General features: G+C 59.4%; 25 protein-coding genes. 19 read left to right on the top strand and 6 right to left on the bottom strand.

All coding sequences use genetic code 11. From position 1 onward, the window contains the following. Positions 1-23 precede the first annotated feature (23 nt). The gene (gene gpmA, locus LNV09_RS10515) at positions 24-767 is read right to left on the bottom strand and encodes a 2,3-diphosphoglycerate-dependent phosphoglycerate mutase (RefSeq protein ID WP_263557041.1); all 744 of its coding nucleotides are present in this window, start codon (positions 765-767) and stop codon (positions 24-26) included. Positions 768-964: 197 nt separating this feature from the next. On the opposite strand from gpmA, the gene LNV09_RS10510 reads away from it, so the two are divergent. From LNV09_RS10510 to LNV09_RS10480, 7 genes are all read left to right on the top strand, one after another. Continuing rightward, positions 965-2212 (top strand): porin, encoded by a 1248-nt coding sequence (locus tag LNV09_RS10510; RefSeq protein WP_263557040.1) that lies wholly within the window; start codon positions 965-967, stop codon positions 2210-2212. A 13-nt stretch (positions 2213-2225) separates the two neighbouring features. Further along, entirely contained in the window at positions 2226-2660 is a 435-nt protein-coding gene (locus LNV09_RS10505; protein ID WP_263557039.1) for a type 2 periplasmic-binding domain-containing protein, read from the top strand. A gap of 60 nt (positions 2661-2720) precedes the next feature. Further along, on the top strand, positions 2721-4232 hold the full coding sequence (locus LNV09_RS24730) for a methyl-accepting chemotaxis protein (RefSeq protein ID WP_318023285.1): 1512 nt from the start codon (positions 2721-2723) through the stop codon (positions 4230-4232). 124 nt (positions 4233-4356) lie between these two features. Further along, positions 4357-4767 (top strand): rhodanese-like domain-containing protein, encoded by a 411-nt coding sequence (locus LNV09_RS10495; protein ID WP_263557038.1) that lies wholly within the window; start codon positions 4357-4359, stop codon positions 4765-4767. Between the two features lie 2 nt (positions 4768-4769). Further along, positions 4770-5030, top strand: a complete 261-nt coding sequence (grxC, locus tag LNV09_RS10490; protein WP_263557037.1) for a glutaredoxin 3 — start codon at positions 4770-4772, stop codon at positions 5028-5030. Positions 5031-5221: 191 nt separating this feature from the next. After that, positions 5222-5692 (top strand): protein-export chaperone SecB, encoded by a 471-nt coding sequence (gene secB / locus LNV09_RS10485; protein ID WP_263533976.1) that lies wholly within the window; start codon positions 5222-5224, stop codon positions 5690-5692. Positions 5693-5768: 76 nt separating this feature from the next. Then, positions 5769-6800, top strand: coding sequence for an NAD(P)H-dependent glycerol-3-phosphate dehydrogenase (locus tag LNV09_RS10480; RefSeq protein ID WP_263557036.1), 1032 nt, complete (start codon positions 5769-5771; stop codon positions 6798-6800). 23 nt (positions 6801-6823) lie between these two features. Here the strand turns inward: LNV09_RS10480 and trmL are convergent, their stop codons facing one another. Together trmL and LNV09_RS10470 are read right to left on the bottom strand one after the other, a co-directional pair. Beyond that, positions 6824-7294 carry a tRNA (uridine(34)/cytosine(34)/5-carboxymethylaminomethyluridine(34)-2'-O)-methyltransferase TrmL gene (trmL, locus tag LNV09_RS10475; protein ID WP_263557035.1) on the bottom strand — a complete coding sequence of 157 codons (471 nt, stop codon included), beginning with the start codon at positions 7292-7294 and terminating at the stop codon, positions 6824-6826. A 29-nt stretch (positions 7295-7323) separates the two neighbouring features. Next, a complete protein-coding gene (locus tag LNV09_RS10470; protein WP_263557034.1) occupies positions 7324-8079 on the bottom strand; it encodes a ComF family protein in 756 nt (251 codons plus the stop codon). 21 nt (positions 8080-8100) lie between these two features. On the opposite strand from LNV09_RS10470, the gene LNV09_RS10465 reads away from it, so the two are divergent. The 7 genes from LNV09_RS10465 to LNV09_RS10435 all read left to right on the top strand — a co-directional run bounded on the left by LNV09_RS10465 (position 8101) and on the right by LNV09_RS10435 (position 13973). Further along, complete coding sequence (locus LNV09_RS10465; RefSeq protein ID WP_263557033.1) at positions 8101-9021, top strand: class I SAM-dependent methyltransferase; 921 nt, start codon at positions 8101-8103, stop codon at positions 9019-9021. Between the two features lie 169 nt (positions 9022-9190). Next, a complete protein-coding gene (gene coxB, locus LNV09_RS10460; protein ID WP_411969257.1) occupies positions 9191-10384 on the top strand; it encodes a cytochrome c oxidase subunit II in 1194 nt (397 codons plus the stop codon). Between the two features lie 38 nt (positions 10385-10422). Then, positions 10423-12045, top strand: coding sequence for a cytochrome c oxidase subunit I (gene ctaD, locus LNV09_RS10455; RefSeq protein WP_263557032.1), 1623 nt, complete (start codon positions 10423-10425; stop codon positions 12043-12045). A 5-nt stretch (positions 12046-12050) separates the two neighbouring features. Beyond that, a complete protein-coding gene (locus LNV09_RS10450; protein ID WP_263557031.1) occupies positions 12051-12167 on the top strand; it encodes a cytochrome oxidase small assembly protein in 117 nt (38 codons plus the stop codon). Positions 12168-12177: 10 nt separating this feature from the next. Beyond that, on the top strand, positions 12178-12804 hold the full coding sequence (locus LNV09_RS10445; protein ID WP_263557030.1) for a cytochrome c oxidase assembly protein: 627 nt from the start codon (positions 12178-12180) through the stop codon (positions 12802-12804). Beyond that, positions 12801-13040, top strand: coding sequence for a DUF2970 domain-containing protein (locus LNV09_RS10440; RefSeq protein ID WP_263557029.1), 240 nt, complete (start codon positions 12801-12803; stop codon positions 13038-13040). Before LNV09_RS10445 ends, LNV09_RS10440 begins: the two co-directional genes overlap by 4 nt. Positions 13041-13088: 48 nt before the next feature. After that, positions 13089-13973, top strand: coding sequence for a cytochrome c oxidase subunit 3 (locus tag LNV09_RS10435; protein WP_263557028.1), 885 nt, complete (start codon positions 13089-13091; stop codon positions 13971-13973). A gap of 82 nt (positions 13974-14055) precedes the next feature. Here the strand turns inward: LNV09_RS10435 and LNV09_RS10430 are convergent, their stop codons facing one another. After that, positions 14056-14283 carry a DUF2909 domain-containing protein gene (locus LNV09_RS10430; RefSeq protein ID WP_263557027.1) on the bottom strand — a complete coding sequence of 76 codons (228 nt, stop codon included), beginning with the start codon at positions 14281-14283 and terminating at the stop codon, positions 14056-14058. A gap of 30 nt (positions 14284-14313) precedes the next feature. Between LNV09_RS10430 and LNV09_RS10425 the strand changes: the two genes are divergently transcribed. Genes LNV09_RS10425 through LNV09_RS10405 form a run of 5 tightly spaced genes read left to right on the top strand, consistent with a single transcriptional unit; the run spans position 14314 to position 18467 of the window. Next, entirely contained in the window at positions 14314-15081 is a 768-nt protein-coding gene (locus LNV09_RS10425; protein ID WP_263557026.1) for an SURF1 family protein, read from the top strand. A 22-nt stretch (positions 15082-15103) separates the two neighbouring features. Next, positions 15104-15748 carry an SCO family protein gene (locus tag LNV09_RS10420; RefSeq protein ID WP_263557025.1) on the top strand — a complete coding sequence of 215 codons (645 nt, stop codon included), beginning with the start codon at positions 15104-15106 and terminating at the stop codon, positions 15746-15748. A 4-nt stretch (positions 15749-15752) separates the two neighbouring features. After that, positions 15753-16883, top strand: coding sequence for a COX15/CtaA family protein (locus LNV09_RS10415; RefSeq protein WP_263557024.1), 1131 nt, complete (start codon positions 15753-15755; stop codon positions 16881-16883). A 30-nt stretch (positions 16884-16913) separates the two neighbouring features. After that, positions 16914-17834, top strand: a complete 921-nt coding sequence (gene cyoE, locus LNV09_RS10410; RefSeq protein WP_263557023.1) for a heme o synthase — start codon at positions 16914-16916, stop codon at positions 17832-17834. 3 nt (positions 17835-17837) lie between these two features. Next, complete coding sequence (locus LNV09_RS10405; protein WP_411969256.1) at positions 17838-18467, top strand: SCO family protein; 630 nt, start codon at positions 17838-17840, stop codon at positions 18465-18467. Between the two features lie 83 nt (positions 18468-18550). Here the strand turns inward: LNV09_RS10405 and rpoH are convergent, their stop codons facing one another. Both rpoH and LNV09_RS10395 read right to left on the bottom strand, forming a co-directional pair. Beyond that, a complete protein-coding gene (gene rpoH, locus LNV09_RS10400; RefSeq protein WP_263557022.1) occupies positions 18551-19483 on the bottom strand; it encodes an RNA polymerase sigma factor RpoH in 933 nt (310 codons plus the stop codon). Positions 19484-19639: 156 nt separating this feature from the next. Then, positions 19640-20158, bottom strand: coding sequence for a chemotaxis protein CheW (locus LNV09_RS10395; RefSeq protein ID WP_411969255.1), 519 nt, complete (start codon positions 20156-20158; stop codon positions 19640-19642). Between the last annotated feature and the right edge of the window lie 405 nt (positions 20159-20563).

Genomic DNA, 20563 nt, shown 5'->3' with positions numbered 1-20563 from the left:
TCGCTCAGGCCTGTCCAGGTTTCTTAGGCTTTGCCCTGGCTGGCCACGGCTGCGGCGGCTTTGGCCGCAGCTTCGGCGTCGCCGAGGTAATAGCTCTTGATCGGCTTCAGATCAGCGTCCAATTCATAGACCAGAGGAATGCCGTTGGGGATGTTGACGCCAACGATATCGTTGTCGCCGATATTGTCCAAGTACTTGACCAGCGCGCGGATGCTATTGCCGTGAGCTGCGATGACCACGCGTTTGCCCAGCTTGATGGCCGGCGCCACCGCGTCGTTCCAGAAAGGCATCACGCGCTCGACCGTGTCCTTCAGGCATTCGGTCAGCGGGATGTCGAGCGGGTTCATCTTGGCGTAGCGGATGTCGCTGCGCTCGCTGCGCACATCGTCTGGCTCCATAGCCGGCGGCGGCGTATCGTAGGAACGGCGCCACACCAGCAGCTGCTCGTCGCCATATTGTTTGGCGATGTCGGCCTTGTTCAAGCCTTGCAGCGACCCATAGTGCCGCTCATTCAGGCGCCAACTGTGAACTACTGGCAACCATGTGCGATCCATTTGATCCAAACAGTGCCAAAGAGTCCACACTGCACGTTTGAGCATCGAGGTGTAGCTGATGTCGAAGTCCAGCCCTGCCTCTTTGAGCAGGCGCCCCGCTTGTTTGGCTTGTTCCACGCCGGTGGGGGTCAGGTCTACATCGGTCCAGCCGGTGAAACGGTTTTCGAGGTTCCAGGTCGATTCGCCATGGCGAATGAGCACGAGTTTGTACATGGAATGTGTTCTATGGGTGGCCGCCCAATTGGGCTGCTGCGGATTCTATCGGTGTGCGCAGGACGGCTTTTCGAGAGATTGAATCGAAAGAAACGTTACATAGTTGTTACGTTTGGTCGATAAGCTGATCAATGTCGTGGTTGGCCGGTGCATGCTCGGCATGTTGCGGCCTAGATGTTCAATAAGAAGGAGACGTTATGAAGAGATTTATTGTTGGGCGCTTGTCGCCCGTGGTGCTGGCCGTTGCCGGCCTTGTGGGCCAATCCCATGCCCAGGCTCAAGAACCGGCTGCTGCCGATTCGATTTTCTCGCTCTCAGGCTTCGGCACGGTTGGTGCTGTAGGCACCGACACCAGCGAGGCACGCTATGTGGTGTCCGGCCAACCGCGGGGTGCGACCACATCCTGGAGCGGCGATGTGGACACCAAATTGGGCGTGCAGGTCAATGCCAAGTTGAACAAGATGTTCTCGGCCACCATGCAGGTTCTGTCCAAGCAAAACGGTGACGGCAATTTCAAGCCCGAGATTGAGTGGGCGTTCGCCAAGGCGCAGTTCAGCCCGTCTGTTTCGGTTCGGTTGGGTCGTATGGGCGCGCCTTTCTTTGCCGTATCGGATTTCCGCGACGTTGGTTACGCCAACACGTGGTTGCGGCCACCGGCTGATGTGTACGGGCAAGTGCCGATCAGCCACTTTGACGGGGGCGATGCCAGCTATCAAACCAACCTTGGGTCCGCGACCGTGAACTTGCAGGTTTACGCAGGCAAGTCCAAAGCCGTGTTCGAAGGTGTTGATCTGTCGATGGACAACATGGTGGGCTTCAACGCCTCGGTGGAACTGGACGGTGGCATCACGCTGCGAGCCGGCTATGTGGACGCCAAGTTGACGGTGGAGAGCGCCTCGCTGAAGTCATTGGTAGGTCTGCTGCGTGCGGTGCCAGTGCCAGGTGCGGCAGCAGCTGGCAACCAGATGGATGCGACCGACAAGAAGGCCACGTTTACTGGCTTTGGTGTCACCTTGGACCGGGACAATTGGCTCGTGATGGCCGAGTACACGATGCGTCGCACCGAGTCCTACGTGCCCGATACCGATGGCTGGTACGCGACGCTGGGCTACCGCCTGGGCAAGTTCACGCCCTATGTGACGATCTCTGATCTGACCCAAAAAAGCAGCAATGTCGACAACAAGATCCCGGCGGGGGTGCCCATCCCCGGTGTGACCAAGGATTTGAGGGCGCTGGTGGATGGCACGCTGCGCTCGCAAAGTAATGAGCAAAAAACCAACGCGCTGGGTGTGCGCTGGGACGCCTACCGCAATGTGGCGGTCAAGGGACAGTTTGAGCAAATCAAGACCGACGGGCCGGGCCTCTTCTCTTTGCCATCTGCCGCCTTTACAGCCGGCAAGAACACCGTCAATGTTTACAGCGTGGCTGTCGACTTCGTGTTCTGAGTGGGAGAAACAAATGAAAACTAAGCATCAAATTTTCAGTGGTCTCTTTCTTCTTGCTGCGCTGTGCATATCCGGTATGGCACAAGCGCAAGTGGCTGTGATCGTCAACTCCAAAAGCCCTACGGCCACGATGACGGCAGATCAGGTCAGCGCGATCTTCTTGGGGAAGAGCAATACCTTGCCGAGTGGTGCAGCGGCTTTGGCGGTCGACTTGCCTGAGTCGGCGGCGGCGCGCGATCAGTTCTACAGCAAGGTCACGGGCAAGCAGGCGGCGCAGGTCAAGGCGGCTTGGTCACGGCTGGTGTTCTCCGGTAAGGCAACGCCGCCCAAGGAGTTGGCCACGGCGGCCGATGTGAAAAAGTTTGTCGCCGCGAATGCGGATGCAATCGGCTACATCGAAAAGTCGGCTGTAGACGCCAGCGTCAAGGTGGTCTTGAGCGTAGACTGAAGATTCACCTCAGGCCCAGGCGTGCCGACCCGCGTTGGCACGCCTCCATTGGAGAAGCGAATGAATGTGAGAACAAGAATCTGGCTCCTGCCGGTGTTTGCTGCCTTGATTTTTGCGGTTGGGATTGCCGTGGTGTGGGCCTTTTCAGCGCGCACTTCATCGGCCATCAATGCCGTTGAACAAGTCCATTACCCTTTTGTGGATGCGACCTCCCAGTTGGGCGCCCAAATGGACGCCTTGGGTGCGACGATTCAGAGTGCGGTGGCCGAGGGCGAGAAAAAGCGCTTGGACGAGGCCAATGAGCGGGCTGTAAATATTCGCAAACTGCTCGACGCGATTGCCCGGATTGATGGCAAGGCCGAGACAGCTGGCAAGCTCAAGGCTTCTTTCGAGGCCTATTTTGCCGCCTCGGTCGATACCGCCCAGCTATTTTTGGGCATCAAACAGGGCGATCAGGCCGGTGCGATCCCGAAAATGCAGGCAGCGCTGAAGGTCTTCGAGGCTGAGGTGGCCAAGGCCAGGCGCGAGGCCAGTGAGGGGTTTGACAACGGCTTGAAGACCGCGGATGCCGGCGTCTCATCCAGTTTGGCGGCTATTTTGATCAGCGGCTTGGTCGTGGTCGCGGCGCTGGGCGTGGGCTCCTATTTGGTCATTGGCAGCGTCTGGCGGCAGTTGGGTGGCGAGCCTGAATATGCCCGCGACGTGATGCGGCTGATTGCGGCCGGCGATTTGTCGCAGTCAATCACGGTGGCGCCGGGTGCGGACGAGAGCTTGTTGGCCGCCGTGCGCGATGTGTCGCAAGGCTTGGCCGGCATTGTTGCGAATGTGCGCTCGGGCACCGATTCGATGTCGGTGGCATCCCGAGAGATTGCGGTCGGCAATCATGACTTGTCGATGCGCACCGAGAAGCAGGCGACCTCACTGGAGCAAACCTCCAGCAATATGCAAACGCTCACCGACACCGTGCGCCAAAGCGCCGAGGCGGCCGCACAGGCCAATCAGTTGGCGGGTTCGGCCGCGACGGTGGCCCGCAAGGGTGGCGAGGTGGTCAGCCAAGTGGTCACCACCATGGACGAGATCAACACCAGCTCCAAGAAGATCAGCGACATCATCGGCGTGATCGACGGCATCGCTTTCCAGACCAATATCTTGGCCCTGAATGCCGCTGTTGAGGCGGCGCGGGCGGGTGAGCAGGGGCGTGGTTTTGCGGTGGTGGCGAGCGAGGTTCGCTCCTTGGCACAGCGCTCGGCCGAAGCGGCCAAGGAGATCAAGGCGCTGATCGGCGCCAGCGTTGACCGTGTTGAAACCGGCAGCCGTCTGGTGCAGGACGCCGGCAGCACGATGAACGAGATCGTCGCCAGCGTGCAACGGGTCTCGGACATCATCGGCGAGGTCACGGCCGCTACCGGCGAGCAGAGTCAAGGCATCGGCCTGGTCAATCAGTCGATCACGCAGTTGGATCAAATGACCCAGCAAAACGCTGCCCTGGTCGAGCAGGCGGCGGCTGCCGCCAGCAGCCTGGAGAGCCAGGCGCAGGCTTTGCAAACAGCGGTGGCAACTTTCAAGCTCTGATGCTTTAAACCCCAGCGTTCAAGCTTGAATACCGAGGCCCGTCGGCATGCCGACGGGCCTTTTTCTATAATCACCGTTTTTCGCCGCTTTGGCCCTCATTCTTTTTCAATAACCGGACTCCCCATTGAACTTCTTGCTCGATAACTGGATTCTTGTCCTGGCCGCCTTGACCTCCGGTGGCTTGCTGCTTTGGCCCACTTTGGTCAATAGTAGTCAAGCCGCGGCGCTGTCGCCGGCCGAAGCGGTGCGGCTGATGAATCGCGAAAAAGCGGTGCTGATTGATGTGTGTGAGCCGGCCGAGTTTGCTGCTGCGCATGTGGCCGGTGCCCGCAACATCCCCTTGGACGCGCTGGAAGGTCATAAGTCCCTGCCGAGCAACAAGGCCTTGCCCTTGGTGGTCTTGTGCAAGAGCGGTGCTCGTTCGCAGCGCGCGGTGGCGACGCTGCGCAAGCTGGGTTATGAAAACGCGCAGGCCCTGGCCGGCGGCCTGAACGGCTGGCGCGAAGCCAATCTGCCAATCGAGAAGAGTGCCTGAGTATGCAAACCGTCAAGATGTACACCACCCAAGTCTGCCCGTATTGCGTGCGTGCCAAGGCCTTGCTGAAACAGCGCGGCGTTGAGCAGATAGTCGAAGTGCGAGTTGATTTGAATCCGGTCGAACGCGACGCGATGGTGGCCTTGACAGGCCGGCGCACGGTGCCGCAGATTTTTATCGGCGACACCCATATCGGCGGCTGCGATGACTTGATCTCGCTGGATCAGCGTGGCGGCCTGCAGGCCTTGTTGCAAGCGGCTTGATAAATTTGTGACCCCAAACCTGGGCCTTTGCGCCAGGCCCCCAAGGCGGGGGCAGAAACAACTTGGGGCTGCCCGGCGTTTGTTTCAAGAGGGGGGAAGCCCCCAGCAAATCGTCATAAACGCTGGGTGATAATTGCCGGCGTTGCCCGCAGCAAGGCCTGCCGGGTCTCACTCCTAATTTGAAAGCAATCATGTCCGAAGAGAACAACATCCCCAGCAACGCACCCGTGTTTCAGATTCAGCGCATGTATCTGAAGGATCTGTCGCTGGAGCAGCCGAACGCGCCGCAAATCTTGTTGGAGCAGACTCAGCCGCAGGTTGACATCAACCTGGCCCTGTCCGCCGAGCCCGTGGCCGAAGGTGTGTTTGAGGTCTGCGTGACTGGCACCGTCACCACCAAAGTCGGTGAGCGCACCTTGTTCTTGATCGAAGCCAAGCAAGCCGGTATCTTCGAGATCCGCAATGTGCCGCAAGAGCAGGTCGAGGGCATTTTGGGCATCGTTTGCCCACAAATGATTTACCCTTATCTGCGCGCCATCGTGTCGGACGTCTGCACCCGCGCCGGCTTCCCGCCGGTGCTGTTGACGGAAGTCAACTTCCAGGCCATGTTCGAAGCGCAGCAAGCTCAGCGCGAAGCCGCTGCCTCGCCAACGCTGAACTGATTCAACCCCGCATGCAACGCGCCCCACGCTGCTGCAGGCAGCCGGGGCGCGTATTTTTTTGTCGAGCAAGAAGCCTATGAAAATCAGTGTTTTGGGTGCCGGCGCCTGGGGTACGGCCTTGGCGATACAGGCCAGTGCCCGCCATCAAGTGATGCTGTGGGCGCGCGACGCATCGGCGGTGGCCGTGATGCGCGCGTCGGCGCGCAACAGTCAATACCTGCCCGAGGCGGTCTTGCCGCCGGCGCTGCAGATCGAGTCCGATTTGGCCGCAGCGGTGGCGCATGCCACGCAAGCCGATGGCTTGATCGTGGTGGCCACGCCGATGGCGGCGCTGCGCAGCATGCTGGCCGGTCTGCCCGACGGTGCTCGCGTCTTGTGGCTGTGCAAGGGATTTGAAGCGGGGACTGGCTTGCTCGGCCACGAAATTGCAAGGGAGGTGCAGCCGCGTCTGCGCGTGGGCATATTGTCAGGCCCGAGCTTCGCCCAAGAGGTCGCGGCCGGCCAGCCCACCGCGTTGGTGGCCGCGAGTGAAGACGCCGAACTTGCAGCGGCCGCCGTAGAGGCTTTTCACAGCGAGCGGCTGCGCGTCTACACCTCGGTCGACCCGGTCGGCGTCGAGGTCGGCGGTGCGGTCAAAAACGTGATGGCGATCGCGGTCGGCACGGCCGACGGCTTGCGCCTTCGTGCCGAGCGGATTGGCGTGAGCGGTGCGATGGCCGATGCGCCCGGATTGAACGCGCGCGCTGCCTTGATCACGCGCGGCTTGGCCGAGATGCTGCGCCTGGGGCTGGCGCTGGGTGCGCGCAGCGAGACCTTCATGGGCTTGTCCGGCATGGGTGATCTGGTGCTGACCGCGACCGGCGATTTGTCACGCAATCGCCGGGTTGGCCTGCTCCTGGCCGAGGGCCTGCCGCTGTCGCAGATCCTGCATGATTTGGGTCATGTGGCGGAGGGTGTTTACAGCGCGCCAACGGTCTTGGCGCGCGCGCAAGGCAAGGGCGTGGACATGCCGATCACCGCAGCGGTGGTGGCCGTGCTTGAAGGGAGGCTGAGCCCGGTGGCAGCGGTTGACTTGCTGATGGGCCGGCAAGCCAAATCCGAGCATTGAGCGAGGCCCACAGGTGTGCGGTTTCAGCTGCCGCCCGCATAGCCGTTTTGTCGCCAGGCCTCGAACACCGCCACCGCGACGCTATTGCTCAAATTGAGGCTGCGCTGATCGGGCAGCATGGGCAAGCGCACGCGCTGTTCGATGCCGAACCGGTCGCGGACATTCGGCGCCAAGCCGGCCGTTTCTGAGCCAAACACCAAGTAGTCGCCCGCTTGCCATTGCACCTCCGAAAAAGGCCGGCTGCCCTTGGTGGTGAAGGCAAACATACGCTCAGTCGGTGGCTGCTGGGCGCTGATGAAAGTCGCCCAGTCGGCATGCCTGTGCACGGCGGTGTACTCGTGATAGTCAAGCCCGGCGCGTTGCAGCAAGCGGTCTTCCATCAAAAAGCCCAGCGGCTCGATCAAGTGCAAGCTGCAGCCGGTGTTGGCCGCCAAACGAATGATGTTGCCGGTGTTCGGCGGAATCTCTGGCTGCACCAGCACGATATGGAACATGGGGATATGGGGTCTTCTTGGTGGGAATTTCAGTAGGTGAGGGCATCGGGTGTGCGTGCCACCACCCAGGCTTGCACATTGGCCGCACCGGCCCTGCGCAGCACGCGGGCGATTTCGAAAAGGGTTGCGCCGCTGGTCATTACATCATCGAGCAGAACCACATGGCTGCCGCGCAATTCTGCCGTGCGCGTCGGGCTGACTGCAAAGGCATGCCGCACATTGGCAGCTCGCTCGCTCAAAGGCAGCTGTGCTTGTTGTGCGGTACTGCGCACTCGCAGCAGCAGCTCGGGGTCGCAGTTGAGCTTGCGGTGCCGGGCCAAAGTGCGGGCCAACTCATAGCTCTGGTTATAGCCGCGTTCGCGTTGACGGGCTTGGGTCAAGGGGACGGGCAGTAGCCAATCGGGCGCTTCGGCCTCGGCGATGCTCAGCGCCTGGTTGAGGCGTTCCAGCAGGGTTTCACGTAACTCAATGGCTTGATGGAATTTGTAATGCTGCAGCAAGCCGTCCCACGGGAAGGCGTAATCAAGCGCAGCAATCGTGCGGTCCAGCGGTGGAGGGGCCCGCAAACAGGCGCCACACTTGGCCTCGCGCCGGCCCGTCAAGGCCGCCGGCAGGCGGGCCGCGCAGGTCCAGCAGCGCGGCGCCGGCCTGGCATAACGCAGCAGGCACTCGCCACAGACATGTTGCTTGCACCAAGCCCGGCAGACCGCACATTGGCCCGGGCAGCGCATCAGTACCCGCTCTACAGAGCTGGGTCTTTGGGGTGCCAGGCTGCGCTCGGACATGGCTTCAATATACTGCCGCCAATGTCTGCTGAGCCTTCCCCCCCTAAGTACGAAACCGCCGGTCCGCGTGAGGTGGACGCCCTGGCCGTTGCGCGTCATGCACGTCGCTTAGCGCAAGCCGAGGCTGCGCCATGGCTGCATGTCGAGATCGCCGCGCGCATGGCTGAGCGCCTGCCCATCATCAAGTTGCAGCCGAAGCGGGTGTTGCAGTGGTCGGCGTTTCTGGGCGGGGCAGGTCAGATGTTGGTGAAGACCTATCCCCAGGCTGAACAGCGGTATGCGGAGCTGACAGCTGACTTGCGTGCCCGCAGCATGGCCGCGAACCGGCCCGCTTGGTGGCAGCGCTTGCGCGGCAACGCTGAGGCAGTGGTGCAAGCACCGGATGCCGTGGCGACGGGTCGCGCGGAGTTGGTTTGGGCCAATATGTGTCTGCATGCGAGCCCCGACTTGCCGGCCACCCTGAAAGCATGGCACACGGCTTTGGCGGTGGATGGTTTCGTGATGTTCTCTTGCCTCGGGCCTGACAGCTTGGTCGAGTTACGGCCCATCTTCGAGCGCATGGCTTGGGGCAAGATCGGGCCGGACTGGTGGGATATGCATGACATTGGTGACGCCATGGTGGTAGCTGGTTTTGCTGATCCGGTGATGGACCAAGAGCGCATCAGTTTGACCTGGGCTGACGGTGAGGCCTTGCTGCGCGATCTTCGCGCACTCGGTGGCAATCTCGCGCCCACGCGCTTCAAGGGTTGCCGAGGCCGTACTTGGCGGCAAACATTGTTGGCCCAGCTTGAGAGTTTGCGGGGCGCCGATGGTCGTTTGAAGCTCAGCCTAGAAGTGGTCTTTGGTCACGCGTTCAAGCCCAAGCCCAGAGTGCGTGTCAGCGCCGAATCCAGTCTCTCACTCGAAGAAATGCGCGCGATGTTGCGCAGATCAGGTGCATGAAGTGCCGCAAAGACCACAGAGAGGCGATGGCGGTAGGCTAAAATATTTAATTAGTCAACATTTGACCCCGTAGTCTAGGGTCAGGACTTGCCGGCAGGCTTGAGTTGGCTCAAACACGAGCTGATTCCTGCGGCTTCCCCGAATTGAATTAGAAACAAGAGTGACGACCATGAAAATGATGAACGCACGAGTGCATCAGGCCGCGCGCCGCTTGGGGCGAGTGGGGCAATTGGCACTTGCGGCCGGTGCAACGCTGGTGACGCAAGTGGCCTTGGCGGTGAATGATCTGCCGGGCGGCCCGGCCGTCAATCAGCTCAACCTGCACCCGCCGGTGACCAAGATTGCGACCGACCAGATGTGGTTGCACAACTTCATGATGGTCATTTGCTTGCTGATCTTTGTCGCCGTTTTCGGCGTGATGTTTTATTCGATCTTCAAGCACCGCAAGTCCAAAGGCGCGGTGGCTGCGAATTTCCATGAAAGTGTGGCGGTTGAAATCGCTTGGACCATCGTCCCCTTTGTGATCGTGATTCTGATGGCGCTGCCAGCCACCAAGGTGGTTGTCGCGATGAAGGACACCACCAATGCCGACGTGACCATCAAAGCCACTGGTTACCAGTGGGAATGGGGTTATGACTACCTCAAGGGCGAGGGTGAAGGCATCGGCTTCATCTCGGCGTTGGATGCCGGTCAGCGCGAAATGTCGGATTCCGGCAAACCGTCGGGCGATGACTATCTGTTCCGCGTCGATCATCCGCTGGTGGTGCCGGTCAATAAAAAGATCCGCATCATCACCACCGCGAATGATGTGATTCACGCCTGGATGGTGCCGGCCTTCGGCGTCAAGCAAGATGCGATTCCCGGCTTTGTGCGCGATACATGGTTCAAGGCCGAAAAGGAAGGTAACTTCTACGGCCAATGCGCTGAGCTGTGCGGCAAGGAACATGCCTATATGCCTATTCACGTGAAGGTGGTTTCGGCCGCCGAATACACGCAATGGGTGACCGAGCAGAAGAAAATCATGTCCGCGAAGGCTGATGATCCGAGCAAGGTTTGGGAAATGCCGGCCTTGCTGGCTCGCGGTGAGAAGGTCTACAACACCAACTGCGCCGCCTGCCACAAGCCTGATGGCAAGGGCGCCGGCCCGATCAAGCCGCTGGACGGCTCGGCTGTTGTCCAGAACGAAGACAAGCTTAAACAAATCACCGTTCTTTTGAATGGACAGAACCAGGGCACGATGCCATCTTGGAAGCAACTCAGCGACACGGATCTCGCCGCTGTAATCACCTTCACCAAGAACAACTGGTCGAACCAGACTGGGCAAGTGGTGCAGCCGGCCGAAGTGCTGGCAGCCCGCAAGTAAGTGTCTGAACGTCAACAAGCATCGAAAAAGGAAACAACATGAGTGCAGTGCTTGACCATCACGGTCACGACGTTCATGACCACCACGATCACCATGCGCCTGCAGGCTGGCGTCGTTGGGTGTTCGCCACCAATCACAAGGACATCGGGACCCTGTACCTGCTGTTCTCGTTCACCATGCTGATGATCGGCGGCATCTTGGCGCTGTGCATCCGCGCCGAGTTGTTCCAGCCGGGTCTGCAGTTCTTCAACCCTGAGCTGTTCAATCAGTTCACCACCATGCACGGTTTGATCATGGTGTTCGGCGCCATCATGCCGGCCTTCGTTGGTTTTGCTAACTGGATGATTCCACTGCAAATCGGCGCCGGCGACATGGCTTTCGCGCGCATGAACAACTTCAGCTTCTGGCTGTTGATTCCTGCCGCCTTGCTGCTGGTTGGTTCATTCTTCATGCCCGGCGGCGCCCCAGCGGCCGGCTGGACGCTGTACGCGCCACTGACGCTGCAAATGGGCCCGTCGATGGACGCCGGCATTTTCGCCATGCACATCATGGGTGCCTCGTCGATCATGGGCTCGATCAATATCGTCGTGACGATTCTGAACATGCGCGCTCCTGGCATGACGCTGATGAAGATGCCGATGTTCTGCTGGACTTGGTTGATCACGGCCTACCTGCTGATCGCCGTGATGCCCGTGCTGGCCGGTGCGATCACGATGACCTTGACCGATCGCCACTTCGGCACCTCCTTCTTCAACCCCGCCGGCGGCGGTGACCCAGTGATGTATCAGCACATCTTCTGGTTCTTCGGCCACCCCGAGGTTTACATCATGATCTTGCCGGCCTTCGGCATCGTCAGCCAGATCGTGCCGGCTTTTGCCCGCAAGAAGCTATTCGGCTACGCATCGATGGTTTATGCGACCGCTTCGATCGCTATTCTGTCCTTCATCGTCTGGGCCCACCATATGTTCGCCACCGGCATGCCGGTGACGGGTCAGCTCTTCTTCATGTACGCCACCATGTTGATCGCGGTGCCGACCGGCGTGAAGATCTTCAACTGGCTGGCCACGATGTGGCGCGGCTCGATGACCTTCGAGTCACCGATGTTGTGGGCCGTGGGCTTTATCTTCGTGTTCACGATGGGCGGCTTTACCGGCTTGATCCTGGCGATGGCGCCAATCGATATTCAGGTGCAAGACACCTACTACGTGGTGGCGCATTTTCACTATGTGCTGGTGGCGGGCTCCTTGTTCGGCATGTTTGCTGGCTATTACTACTGGGGCCCGAAGTGGACCGGCGTGATGTACCCCGAATGGAAGGGCAAGTTCCACTTCTGGGGCTCGCTGATTACCTTCAACATCACCTTCTTCCCGATGCACTTCCTGGGTCTTGCCGGCATGCCGCGCCGCTACGCCGACTACGCCTTGCAGTTCGCTGACTTCAACGCGATTGCTTCGGTAGGCGCCTTCGGCTTCGGTTTGATGCAGGTCTGGTTCTTCTTGTTCGTGGTGCTGCCGATGATGCGCGGCAAGGGCGAGAAGGCCCCGCAGCAACCATGGGAAGGCGCTGAAGGCCTGGAATGGGAAGTGCCGTCGCCGGCGCCATTCCACACCTTTGAGGTGCCGCCCAAGCTGAATGCCTCGGCCACCAAGATCATTGCTTGATCATCATGGCGATCACTCCTGAACAACAAAAGAGCAATCGGCGCCTGGCGCTGATTCTGCTCAGCGTTGCGATCGTGTTTGGCGTGGGTTTCGTCAGCAAAATCATGCTGTTCGGTTTCTAAGTTAGCGAACATGAAGCCTGAGACCTGGACCTTTGCCGCCGCCTTGCGCAGGGATAACCTGCACTTGGTGGGCAAACTGGTCGTGGTGACGGCCTTGATGTTTGGCTTTGGTTACGCCTTGGTGCCGCTGTACCGCGCGATTTGCACGGCGCTCGGCATCAATGTGTTGTCCTTGTCGGAGCGTACGCATGCGGTGCGAGCCGAGGATGTCAAGAATACGCAGATCGACTACAGCCGCAGCATTGACATCGAGTTCGACGCCAATTCGCGCGGGCCTTGGGAGTTCAGCCCCGCGACCAAGCACTTGACCGTGCATCCAGGCGAGTTGACGACGGTGATGTATGAGTTTCGCAATGTGCAGACCAGAACCATGTCCGCACAGGCAATTCCTAGTTATGCCCCCAAACAGGCGACCGCGTATTTCAATAAATTGGAGTGTTTTTGCTTCAATGAGTACACCTTGCTGCCCGGCGAATCCAAGCGTTGGCCGGTGGTGTTTGTGATTGACCCCAAGCTGCCCAAGGACGTCAAGACCATTACCTTGTCCTATACCTTTTTTGAGGTCGCTGGCAAGGGAGTGAAGAAGACGGCAGCGATGCCGCCGGCGGTTCAAACCTTGAAGGGTTCGGCCTCATGAAGGCTGGTGAAGATTTGAAGCAAGCCGTGGCGCGGCCCATGTCGTTTTTACAGACGATGAGGGCGGTGGCCTGGTCTTTTTTCGGCGTGCGGCGCGGCGCCGATTATGAGAAAGATGTAGCCCAGTTGAACCCGGTGCATGTCATCATTGCCGGGATCTTGGGTGCTGTTTTATTCGTCGTGGTGTTGGTGGTGCTGGTCCAATGGGTCATTGGCAGCGGTATCGCCGGCGCCTAGATTCGATCAAGCGTCATCAGGACTGAAATTAGTTCGAGGAGAAGAGTTATGTCGGCAGCGACCACCACGGGCAAGGCCCCTTATTACTTCGTTCCAGGCCCATCAAGGCATCCAGTGATGGGTGCGATTGGCCTGTTCTTTGTGGCCCTAGGTGCGGGTCAATGGGTGAATGGCAACCAGTGGGGCGCCTATTCCCTGGGCTTTGGTCTGCTGTGGTTTGCGTTCGTGTTGACGCAGTGGTTTGGGGAAGCGATTCGCGAAAGCGAAAGCGGCCAGTACAGCGACCGGATTGATCTGTCCTTCCGCTGGAGCATGGGCTGGTTCATCTTCTCCGAAGTAATGTTCTTTGGCGCCTTCTTTGGTGCTTTGTATTGGGCTCGCGTTCACGCGGTGCCGAATTTGGGCAGCCTGGAAAATTCGCTGCTCTGGCCCGATTTCAAGGCCTTGTGGCCTAGCGTTGCAGCGGGCGCTACCGCGGCGCCGGCTGGCGCTGTTGAGCCCTTCAGCACCATGGGCCCATGGCCGCTGCCGACCATCAATACGGCTTTGCTGTTGACTTCGGGTGTGACGCTGACGATTGCTCATCACGCCTTGATCGCCGGCAATCGTGCCAAGACGATTGGCTTTATGTGGTTGACGGTGTTGCTGGGCGTGACCTTCCTGACCCTGCAGGGGATCGAGTATCACCATGCCTACACGGAACTGAACCTCAAGCTCAGCTCGGGCATCTACGGCTCAACCTTCTTCATGCTGACCGGTTTCCACGGCTTCCACGTCTTTGTGGGTATGTTGATGCTGCTCTTTATCACGCTGCGCCTGCAAAAAGGCCACTTCACCAAGGACCGCCATTTCGGCTTCGAAGGCGCGGCTTGGTACTGGCATTTTGTTGACGTGGTTTGGCTGGGTCTGTACGTCATTGTTTATTGGATGTAAGGCCAGCGGGCCGGCGGCTCTCTGATAAAAAAAGCGCCGCAAACTGCGGCGCTTTTCCTTTTTGGTTTGCCGCCAGGGCCGCTTACGGGCGCATTGGCATGCCTGTGGGTTCGATCCAGCCCATCAAATAGCTGAACAAAATGAACAAGAACAGCGCCACCGACAGACCTACCCGCAGCGCCAATGCCTTTGCCATCTTGGGGCCGCGTTCGTTTTTGTCGGCGCCGCTGCTGTTCTTGAGCATGAACAAACCGGCCGCGCCGAGTGCGCCGATGATGCCTAAAAAGGCGAATAGAAATAAGATTTTCATGGTTGCCGATTATCCGTCGGCGCGGCTCTGATGAAAGCTTCCGTGCGAGCTGTTCTGCTCTTGCTCATCACCTTGTCGGCGGCGGGCTTGACCGCCAGGCTGGGGGTTTGGCAATTGGACCGAGCCCATCAGAAGGAATCCTTGCAGGCCGCCGTGCAGGCCAAGGCCGAGCTGGAGCCGCTGCAAACTGCTGACTTGCGTGCCTTGAGCAAATCGCCCGATGAACTCAAACGTCAATTGCAGCGACGGGTGGTCTTGCGGGGCACTTGGTTGGGCGAGCGAACGGTCTTTTTGGATAACCGGTCGATGAGCGGGCGGACAGGTTTTTATGTCGTGACGCCTTTATTGCTGGAGGGACAGTCAGGGCTTGTATTGGTGCAGCGCGGCTGGTCGCCTCGCGATGCTGCTGACCGCAGTCGGCTTCAAAATGTACCGACCCCGGCGGGTTTGGTGAGCGTAAGCGGACGCCTGATCGCCGCACCTTCTAAGGTCTATGAGTTTGCCGACGCGCCAGTTGGCCCCATCCGGCAAAATCTCGACCTGCCTGCGTATGAGCGTGAGATCGGACAGACTATCTGGCCCGTCACGGTGCTGCAAACTGACGACGTGCAGGTCAGCAATCAAGTCGCCCCCGACGGACTTTTGCGTGCATGGCAGGCGCCCGATGCGGGCCTGCATAAACACTATGGTTATGCGTTTCAATGGTTCTTGCTGTCAGCTTTAATTCTGGGTCTCTATGTCTGGTTCCAAACAATCCGTTTTCGCAAGCAGCTCAAGTCGGCCACAGCGGCCAGCTGATTCAGTCGATGAGCCGCTCGGTATGACGGTACATGGTCTGCCCGACCCACAGCAGATGGCTGCGCAAGCGCGCACGCGGGGGGGGCGGCTGCGTATGTTGTTAGTGGTCGCCGCTTGTGCTGCGCCGGTCTTGGCTTCGTATTTCACCTTCTATGTGATTCAGCCCCGGGGCCAAGCCTATGGCGAGTTGATTGAGCCCACGGTGGACTTGCCGGAACAGCTTAGCTTGCATGATCTGGACGGCAAACCGGTCGCAGCGGCAACTTTGAAGGGGCAATGGCTGCTCACGTTGGTGCAAAGCGGTGACTGTGACCTCGCCTGCGAGAAGCAGTTGTTCATGCAGCGCCAGTTGCGTGAAATGCTGGGCAAGGAACGCGACAAGGTCGATAAGCTCTTGCTGCTCGCCGATGATTTGGCCTTGAAACCCGAGTTGCAAAAAGCACTGGCGCAGGGCGTGGCGGTGACGGTGTTGCGCGCTCCCAGGGCAGAGCTAGAGGCTTGGCTGAAGCCGGCCGCAGGCACGGCACTGCGTGATCATTTGTTTGTGGTCGACCCGATGGGGCGCTGGATGCTAAGGTCGCCGGCGACGCCTGATCCGGCAAGGGTCAAAGCCGACTTGAACCGCCTACTTAAAGCCAATGCGGGTTGGGACAAGGCCGGGCGTTGATTCAATGACTGCGACCTTGGATTTCACACCTTTGTGGCAGCTGGCGGGGCTAGGCGTTTTGCTGGCCGCTGGGCCTTTGCTTTGGCTGCGTTTGCGCGCGGCAGGTGCCGGGCCACAAGCCAGGCTGAAGGCGCTGACCCTATTGACTTTGTTTTTGACCTTTGATTTGGTCTTGTTCGGTGCCTTTACGCGTCTGACCGATTCTGGTCTGGGTTGCCCCGATTGGCCGGGTTGTTACGGCAGCGCATCGCCACTGGGTGCCAAAGTCGAAATCCACGCGGCCCAGACGGCCATGCCGACAGGTCCAGTCACCCATGGCAAGGCCTGGGTAGAGATGGTCCACCGCTATCTTGCCAGCGGGGTCGGCGTGCTGATCATCACACTTTGTGTGATGAGTTGGCACCATGCTTTGACGAGTAAAAAGGCGGCCGCCTCGGTCTCGCCATGGTGGGCCACGTTGACCTTGGTTTGGGTCTGCATGCAAGGCGCTTTTGGCGCTCTAACGGTGACGATGAAGTTGTTCCCCGCGATCGTGACGCTGCACTTGCTCGGTGGCATTGGCCTGTTGATGTTGCTGGCTTGGCAAGCGCAAGGCTACCAACCCAAGCCCTTGGTTCTCAGCCGCGGTATTCGGTGGGCGGCAGCCGGACTCTTGTTGCTCAGCCTGCTGCAAGTGGCCTTGGGCGGCTGGGTCAGTACCAACTATGCGGTCTTGGCCTGCTCAGAGTTCCCCCAATGCCAAGGTGGCCAATGGCTGCCGGAGTTGGACTTTGAGCACGGTTTTACGATTTGGCGCGAGCTGGGTGTGGGCGCCGACGGCGGTTGGTTGCCGTTTGCTGCGTTGACGGCAATTCATTGGACGCATAGGCTGGGTGCTTTGATCGTGTTTACAGCACTGTTCTGGTTTGCTTGGCGGCTTTGGCGCAGCGGCCAGAGTGAGGCGATTCAGTGGGCGCGCCGGTTGCTGCTGGTGGCGGCTTGGCAAGTCATAAGCGGCGTCTCCAATGTGGTGTTGGACTGGCCGCTGTTGGCCGCCTTGGCTCACACTGCCGGAGCTGCAGCCTTGTTGCTCTTGTTGACGACCTTGTTGGCGCGGCTGTGCGCGGTTCGCGAAGCGCGCCAATTCCACCTCTGAACTATTTATTCCTCCGTATTCTTAGTCCCTATGGCTTCATCACCTCCTCTACCCGCGTCGGCGCCGCCAAGCTCAACTTGGCAGCAGTACTATCAATTGACCAAACCGCGCGTGGTTCAATTGATCGTCTTTTGCGCGGTCATCGGCATGGCCTTGGCGATACCCGGTCTGCCGTCCTCGAGCGAGTGGGTCGCGATCTTGGCTGCTACCGTCGGTATCTGGTTGGTGGCCGGAGCCGCCGCCGCCTTCAATTGCTTGGTCGAACAACAGATTGATTCCAAGATGAAGCGCACCGCCTGGCGCGCGACCGCCAGGGGCGAGCTCAGCCGTATCCAGGCCCTGTGTTTCTCGGCCGTTCTGTGCGGCCTGGGCATGGCTATTCTTTGGTTCTTGGTCAACCCACTGACGATGTGGCTGACCTTCGCCACCTTCATCGGCTACGCGGTGATCTACACAGTCATCTTGAAACCGATGACGCCGCAAAACATCGTCATCGGCGGCGCCTCGGGGGCGATGCCGCCGGTCTTGGGTTGGGCCGCGCTGCGCGGCGACGTGGGGCCCGAGGCAATGCTGTTGTGCCTGATTATTTTCCTTTGGACGCCGCCTCATTTTTGGGCTTTGGCTCTGTACCGGACAGAGGAATACCGCAAGGCTGGCCTGCCCATGCTGCCAGTCACCCATGGCGCCGAATACACCCGCTTGCAGATTTTTCTCTACACCTGGGTTTTGCTGGCCGCGACGCTGCTGCCCTTTTTGACCGGCATGAGCGGCTGGATTTACTTGGTCAGCGCCATTGGCTTGGGCCTGGGGTTTTGCGCCTATGCTTGGCAGCTTTGGCGCACCTATTCTGATGAATTGGCGCGCGCCACCTTCCGTTTCTCGATTTGGCATTTGTCGCTGCTGTTCGCGGCACTGCTGGTCGACCACTATCTGCTGCCTTGGACGACCTGAATCATGAAGAAACTTGCTGGCCTGAGTCGCGCTCTGACCCTCGCGGGCTTGCTCGCGATGGGCCTGGGCCTGACGGCTTGTGACCAACTGGGCCTCGGTGACAGCGCTAAGACTGCCTTCCAAGGCGTTGACCTGACCGGGGCCGAGTACGCGCGCAGCCTCAATTTGACCGATCAAGACGGTCGCAGCCGAAGCTTGGCCGAGTTCAAGGGAAAAATTCCAGTGGTGTTCTTTGGCTACACCCAATGCCCGGATGTTTGCCCGACCACCTTGGCCGAGTTGGCCGAGGTCAAGCGCTCCTTGGGTGTCGATGGCGAGCGGGTGCAGGGCATCTTTGTGACCATCGATCCCGAGCGAGACACCGCTGCCTTGCTCAAGGCCTATGTGGCGAGTTTTGACCCCAGCTTTATTGCGTTGCGAGGCAGCGATGAGCAGACCAAGGCGGTGGCCAAGGAGTTCAAGGTCTACTTCGCCAAAGTGGCAGGCAAGACGCCCGAGAGCTACACCATGGACCACACCGCCGCCAGTTTCATTTTTGATACGCAGGGCCGGGTACGGGTGTTCTCTCGCTATGGCTCGGGGGCAAGCGCTCTGGCCAATGACATCAGGCTGCTGTTGGCGGAAAAAAGCTAGGCTGAGGCTTCACCAAAAACAAGAAAGCCCCGTGCTTGCGCGCCGGGGCTTTTGCAGGGTGTGCCTTGATCAGGCTGGCCTGATTAACCGGGGCTCAAGGCCTTGCGCATCTTCTTCATCGCCGCCACTTCGATCTGACGAATCCGCTCCGCGCTGACGCCGTATTCGGCCGCCAACTCATGCAGCGTCATGCCGCCCGTGTTGTCGTCGTTGACGTTCAACCAGCGTTCTTGGACGATGCGACGGCTACGTTCATCCAGAGCCTCCAAGGCCTGAGTGATGCCGTCGCTGGCCAAAGCATTGCGGGCTTGCGTTTCCAGCACACGAGTCGGTTCCTGGCTCTCGTCCGCCAGATAGGCGATCGGCGCGTAGCTCTCGCTCCCATCGCCATGGTCGTCGGTCTGCGGCTCCAGCGCCACATCGCCACCCGACATGCGGGTTTCCATCTCCAGCACTTCTTCGCGCTTGACATTCAGCGTGGTCGCGACATGGTCAAGCTGAGCTTCGGTCAGACTGTTGCGGTGGCTCATGTCATCCGACTGGTCTTCCTTCATGCTGTGCTTCATCGAGCGCAGATTGAAGAACAGCTTGCGCTGCGCCTTGGTGGTGGCGACCTTGACCATGCGCCAGTTGCGCAACACATATTCGTGGATTTCGGCCTTGATCCAATGCATTGCATAGCTGACCAAGCGAACGCCTTGATCGGGGTCGTAGCGCTTGACGGCCTTCATCAGGCCGACATTGCCTTCCTGGATCAAATCGCCTTGCGGCAGGCCGTAGCCCATGTACTGGCGTGAAATAGAAACTACCAGCCGCAAATGGGACAAGACCAATTTACCGGCAGCTTCCAAATCACCCGTATCACGCAGGCGGCGAGCGGCTGCGCCTTCTTCTTCCGCGCTCAACAGGGGGAGGCGGTTGATGGCGGAGATGTAGGCATCCAGATTGCCGAGCGAAGGCACCAATGACCAAGGGTCACGGACCGTCAAAGCAGAGGGGTTAGACATCGTCATCATCTTCTTTCTCAAAGCAAACCTTGCGAGGTCGACAAAAGCAATATTAGCACTCCCAGGAGTGGAGTGCCAATACGCGGAGATCTGCTGGAGAGGGGTCTTTAGAATATTGGTCTGTAGCGAGGGTGTTCACTAACTTTATCGAAGGCGGCCTGGTTTTTAGTCCATCAAACCGAAATCAGGGCTGGCCACCATGGCTTCGATATCGAGCAGGATCAGCATCCGTTCGCCGATCTTGCCCAGGCCGGTGATGAAGCGCGCATCGAGTGCTGCGGCGACCTCGGGGCGAGCCTTGATCTGGTCGACGTTGAGCTCCAGCACATCGGAGACCGCGTCCACCACGATGCCCACCACCCGCTGACAAACGTTCAACACGATGACCACGGTGAAGCTGTTGTAGTCACCGCTTTGCCCCAGGCGCAAACGCAGATCGACGATGGGCACGATCACACCGCGCAGATTGACCACACCTTTGACGAAGTGAGGCGCATTGGCGACCCGGGTCGGCGGCTCATAGGAGCGGATTTCTTGAACTCGCAAAATGTCGAGACCATATTCCTCGGCGCCGACATGAAAGGTCAGGAATTGCTTGGAGTCAGGCCGGGCCTGGTCCGAGGCATACATGGCCGTGGAGCCGGAATTCGAGCCGGAGGAAGAAACCAGTGCGGTAGTGCTCATGGATTGGACGGGCTATCAATGCGTTGCGGGAGGGCGTAAGCCAAGAGCTATTTTGCGCCGATGCTGGCGGCTGAATCATTGGATCAGACCCTTGCTGATGCGTTTTTCAAACGATGGGCGAAAAAAAGCCCCGTCGAGCAGGGCTGTGTTTTTAGACGTTGAGCAGTATTGGCAGGGTCTCGAAGATGTGGACACATGTGAACCGAAAAGAATCAACAACTTAGTTTAAGCAATGTGTCGTCGGGGACGACACCAGTTATGGACACTTCAGGCGGAATTCTGTCCACATGGAAATGAGCGTCCAAAGGGGGTAGGGCGCATCCCCAGGAGCCCCTCGGCCTGCCCCCCCCGGCCGCTGTGCGTATTCTGGGGCACAACCGCCACAGTTGTCCGATCCAGTCCAGC

It is taken from the genome of Paucibacter sp. B2R-40, assembly GCF_025717555.1.
In the GTDB taxonomy this organism is placed as follows: Bacteria; Pseudomonadota; Gammaproteobacteria; order Burkholderiales; family Burkholderiaceae_C; genus Paucibacter_A.
Note: the sequence above shows the minus strand (reverse complement) of the source record. Positions and strands in the feature narration are given on the sequence as shown.

What these genes read in the sequence shown, in the direction of transcription:
- grxC (WP_263557037.1), top strand. Translation starts at nt 4,770, where the DNA reads ATGCAAACCGTCAAGATGTACACCACCCAAGTCTGCCCGTATTGCGTG.
- trmL (WP_263557035.1), bottom strand. Translation starts at nt 7,294, where the DNA reads ATGTTCCATATCGTGCTGGTGCAGCCAGAGATTCCGCCGAACACCGGC.
- LNV09_RS10440 (WP_263557029.1), top strand. Translation starts at nt 12,801, where the DNA reads ATGAAGGCTGGTGAAGATTTGAAGCAAGCCGTGGCGCGGCCCATGTCG.
- secB (WP_263533976.1), top strand. Translation starts at nt 5,222, where the DNA reads ATGTCCGAAGAGAACAACATCCCCAGCAACGCACCCGTGTTTCAGATT.
- ctaD (WP_263557032.1), top strand. Translation starts at nt 10,423, where the DNA reads ATGAGTGCAGTGCTTGACCATCACGGTCACGACGTTCATGACCACCAC.
- LNV09_RS10510 (WP_263557040.1), top strand. Translation starts at nt 965, where the DNA reads ATGAAGAGATTTATTGTTGGGCGCTTGTCGCCCGTGGTGCTGGCCGTT.
- LNV09_RS10405 (WP_411969256.1), top strand. Translation starts at nt 17,838, where the DNA reads ATGAAGAAACTTGCTGGCCTGAGTCGCGCTCTGACCCTCGCGGGCTTG.
- rpoH (WP_263557022.1), bottom strand. Translation starts at nt 19,483, where the DNA reads ATGATGACGATGTCTAACCCCTCTGCTTTGACGGTCCGTGACCCTTGG.
- LNV09_RS24730 (WP_318023285.1), top strand. Translation starts at nt 2,721, where the DNA reads ATGAATGTGAGAACAAGAATCTGGCTCCTGCCGGTGTTTGCTGCCTTG.
- LNV09_RS10420 (WP_263557025.1), top strand. Translation starts at nt 15,104, where the DNA reads ATGACGGTACATGGTCTGCCCGACCCACAGCAGATGGCTGCGCAAGCG.
- cyoE (WP_263557023.1), top strand. Translation starts at nt 16,914, where the DNA reads ATGGCTTCATCACCTCCTCTACCCGCGTCGGCGCCGCCAAGCTCAACT.
- coxB (WP_411969257.1), top strand. Translation starts at nt 9,191, where the DNA reads ATGAAAATGATGAACGCACGAGTGCATCAGGCCGCGCGCCGCTTGGGG.
- LNV09_RS10450 (WP_263557031.1), top strand. Translation starts at nt 12,051, where the DNA reads ATGGCGATCACTCCTGAACAACAAAAGAGCAATCGGCGCCTGGCGCTG.
- LNV09_RS10435 (WP_263557028.1), top strand. Translation starts at nt 13,089, where the DNA reads ATGTCGGCAGCGACCACCACGGGCAAGGCCCCTTATTACTTCGTTCCA.
- LNV09_RS10465 (WP_263557033.1), top strand. Translation starts at nt 8,101, where the DNA reads ATGTCTGCTGAGCCTTCCCCCCCTAAGTACGAAACCGCCGGTCCGCGT.
- LNV09_RS10395 (WP_411969255.1), bottom strand. Translation starts at nt 20,158, where the DNA reads ATGAGCACTACCGCACTGGTTTCTTCCTCCGGCTCGAATTCCGGCTCC.
- LNV09_RS10470 (WP_263557034.1), bottom strand. Translation starts at nt 8,079, where the DNA reads ATGTCCGAGCGCAGCCTGGCACCCCAAAGACCCAGCTCTGTAGAGCGG.
- LNV09_RS10415 (WP_263557024.1), top strand. Translation starts at nt 15,753, where the DNA reads ATGACTGCGACCTTGGATTTCACACCTTTGTGGCAGCTGGCGGGGCTA.
- LNV09_RS10480 (WP_263557036.1), top strand. Translation starts at nt 5,769, where the DNA reads ATGAAAATCAGTGTTTTGGGTGCCGGCGCCTGGGGTACGGCCTTGGCG.
- LNV09_RS10430 (WP_263557027.1), bottom strand. Translation starts at nt 14,283, where the DNA reads ATGAAAATCTTATTTCTATTCGCCTTTTTAGGCATCATCGGCGCACTC.
- LNV09_RS10505 (WP_263557039.1), top strand. Translation starts at nt 2,226, where the DNA reads ATGAAAACTAAGCATCAAATTTTCAGTGGTCTCTTTCTTCTTGCTGCG.
- gpmA (WP_263557041.1), bottom strand. Translation starts at nt 767, where the DNA reads ATGTACAAACTCGTGCTCATTCGCCATGGCGAATCGACCTGGAACCTC.
- LNV09_RS10425 (WP_263557026.1), top strand. Translation starts at nt 14,314, where the DNA reads ATGAAAGCTTCCGTGCGAGCTGTTCTGCTCTTGCTCATCACCTTGTCG.
- LNV09_RS10445 (WP_263557030.1), top strand. Translation starts at nt 12,178, where the DNA reads ATGAAGCCTGAGACCTGGACCTTTGCCGCCGCCTTGCGCAGGGATAAC.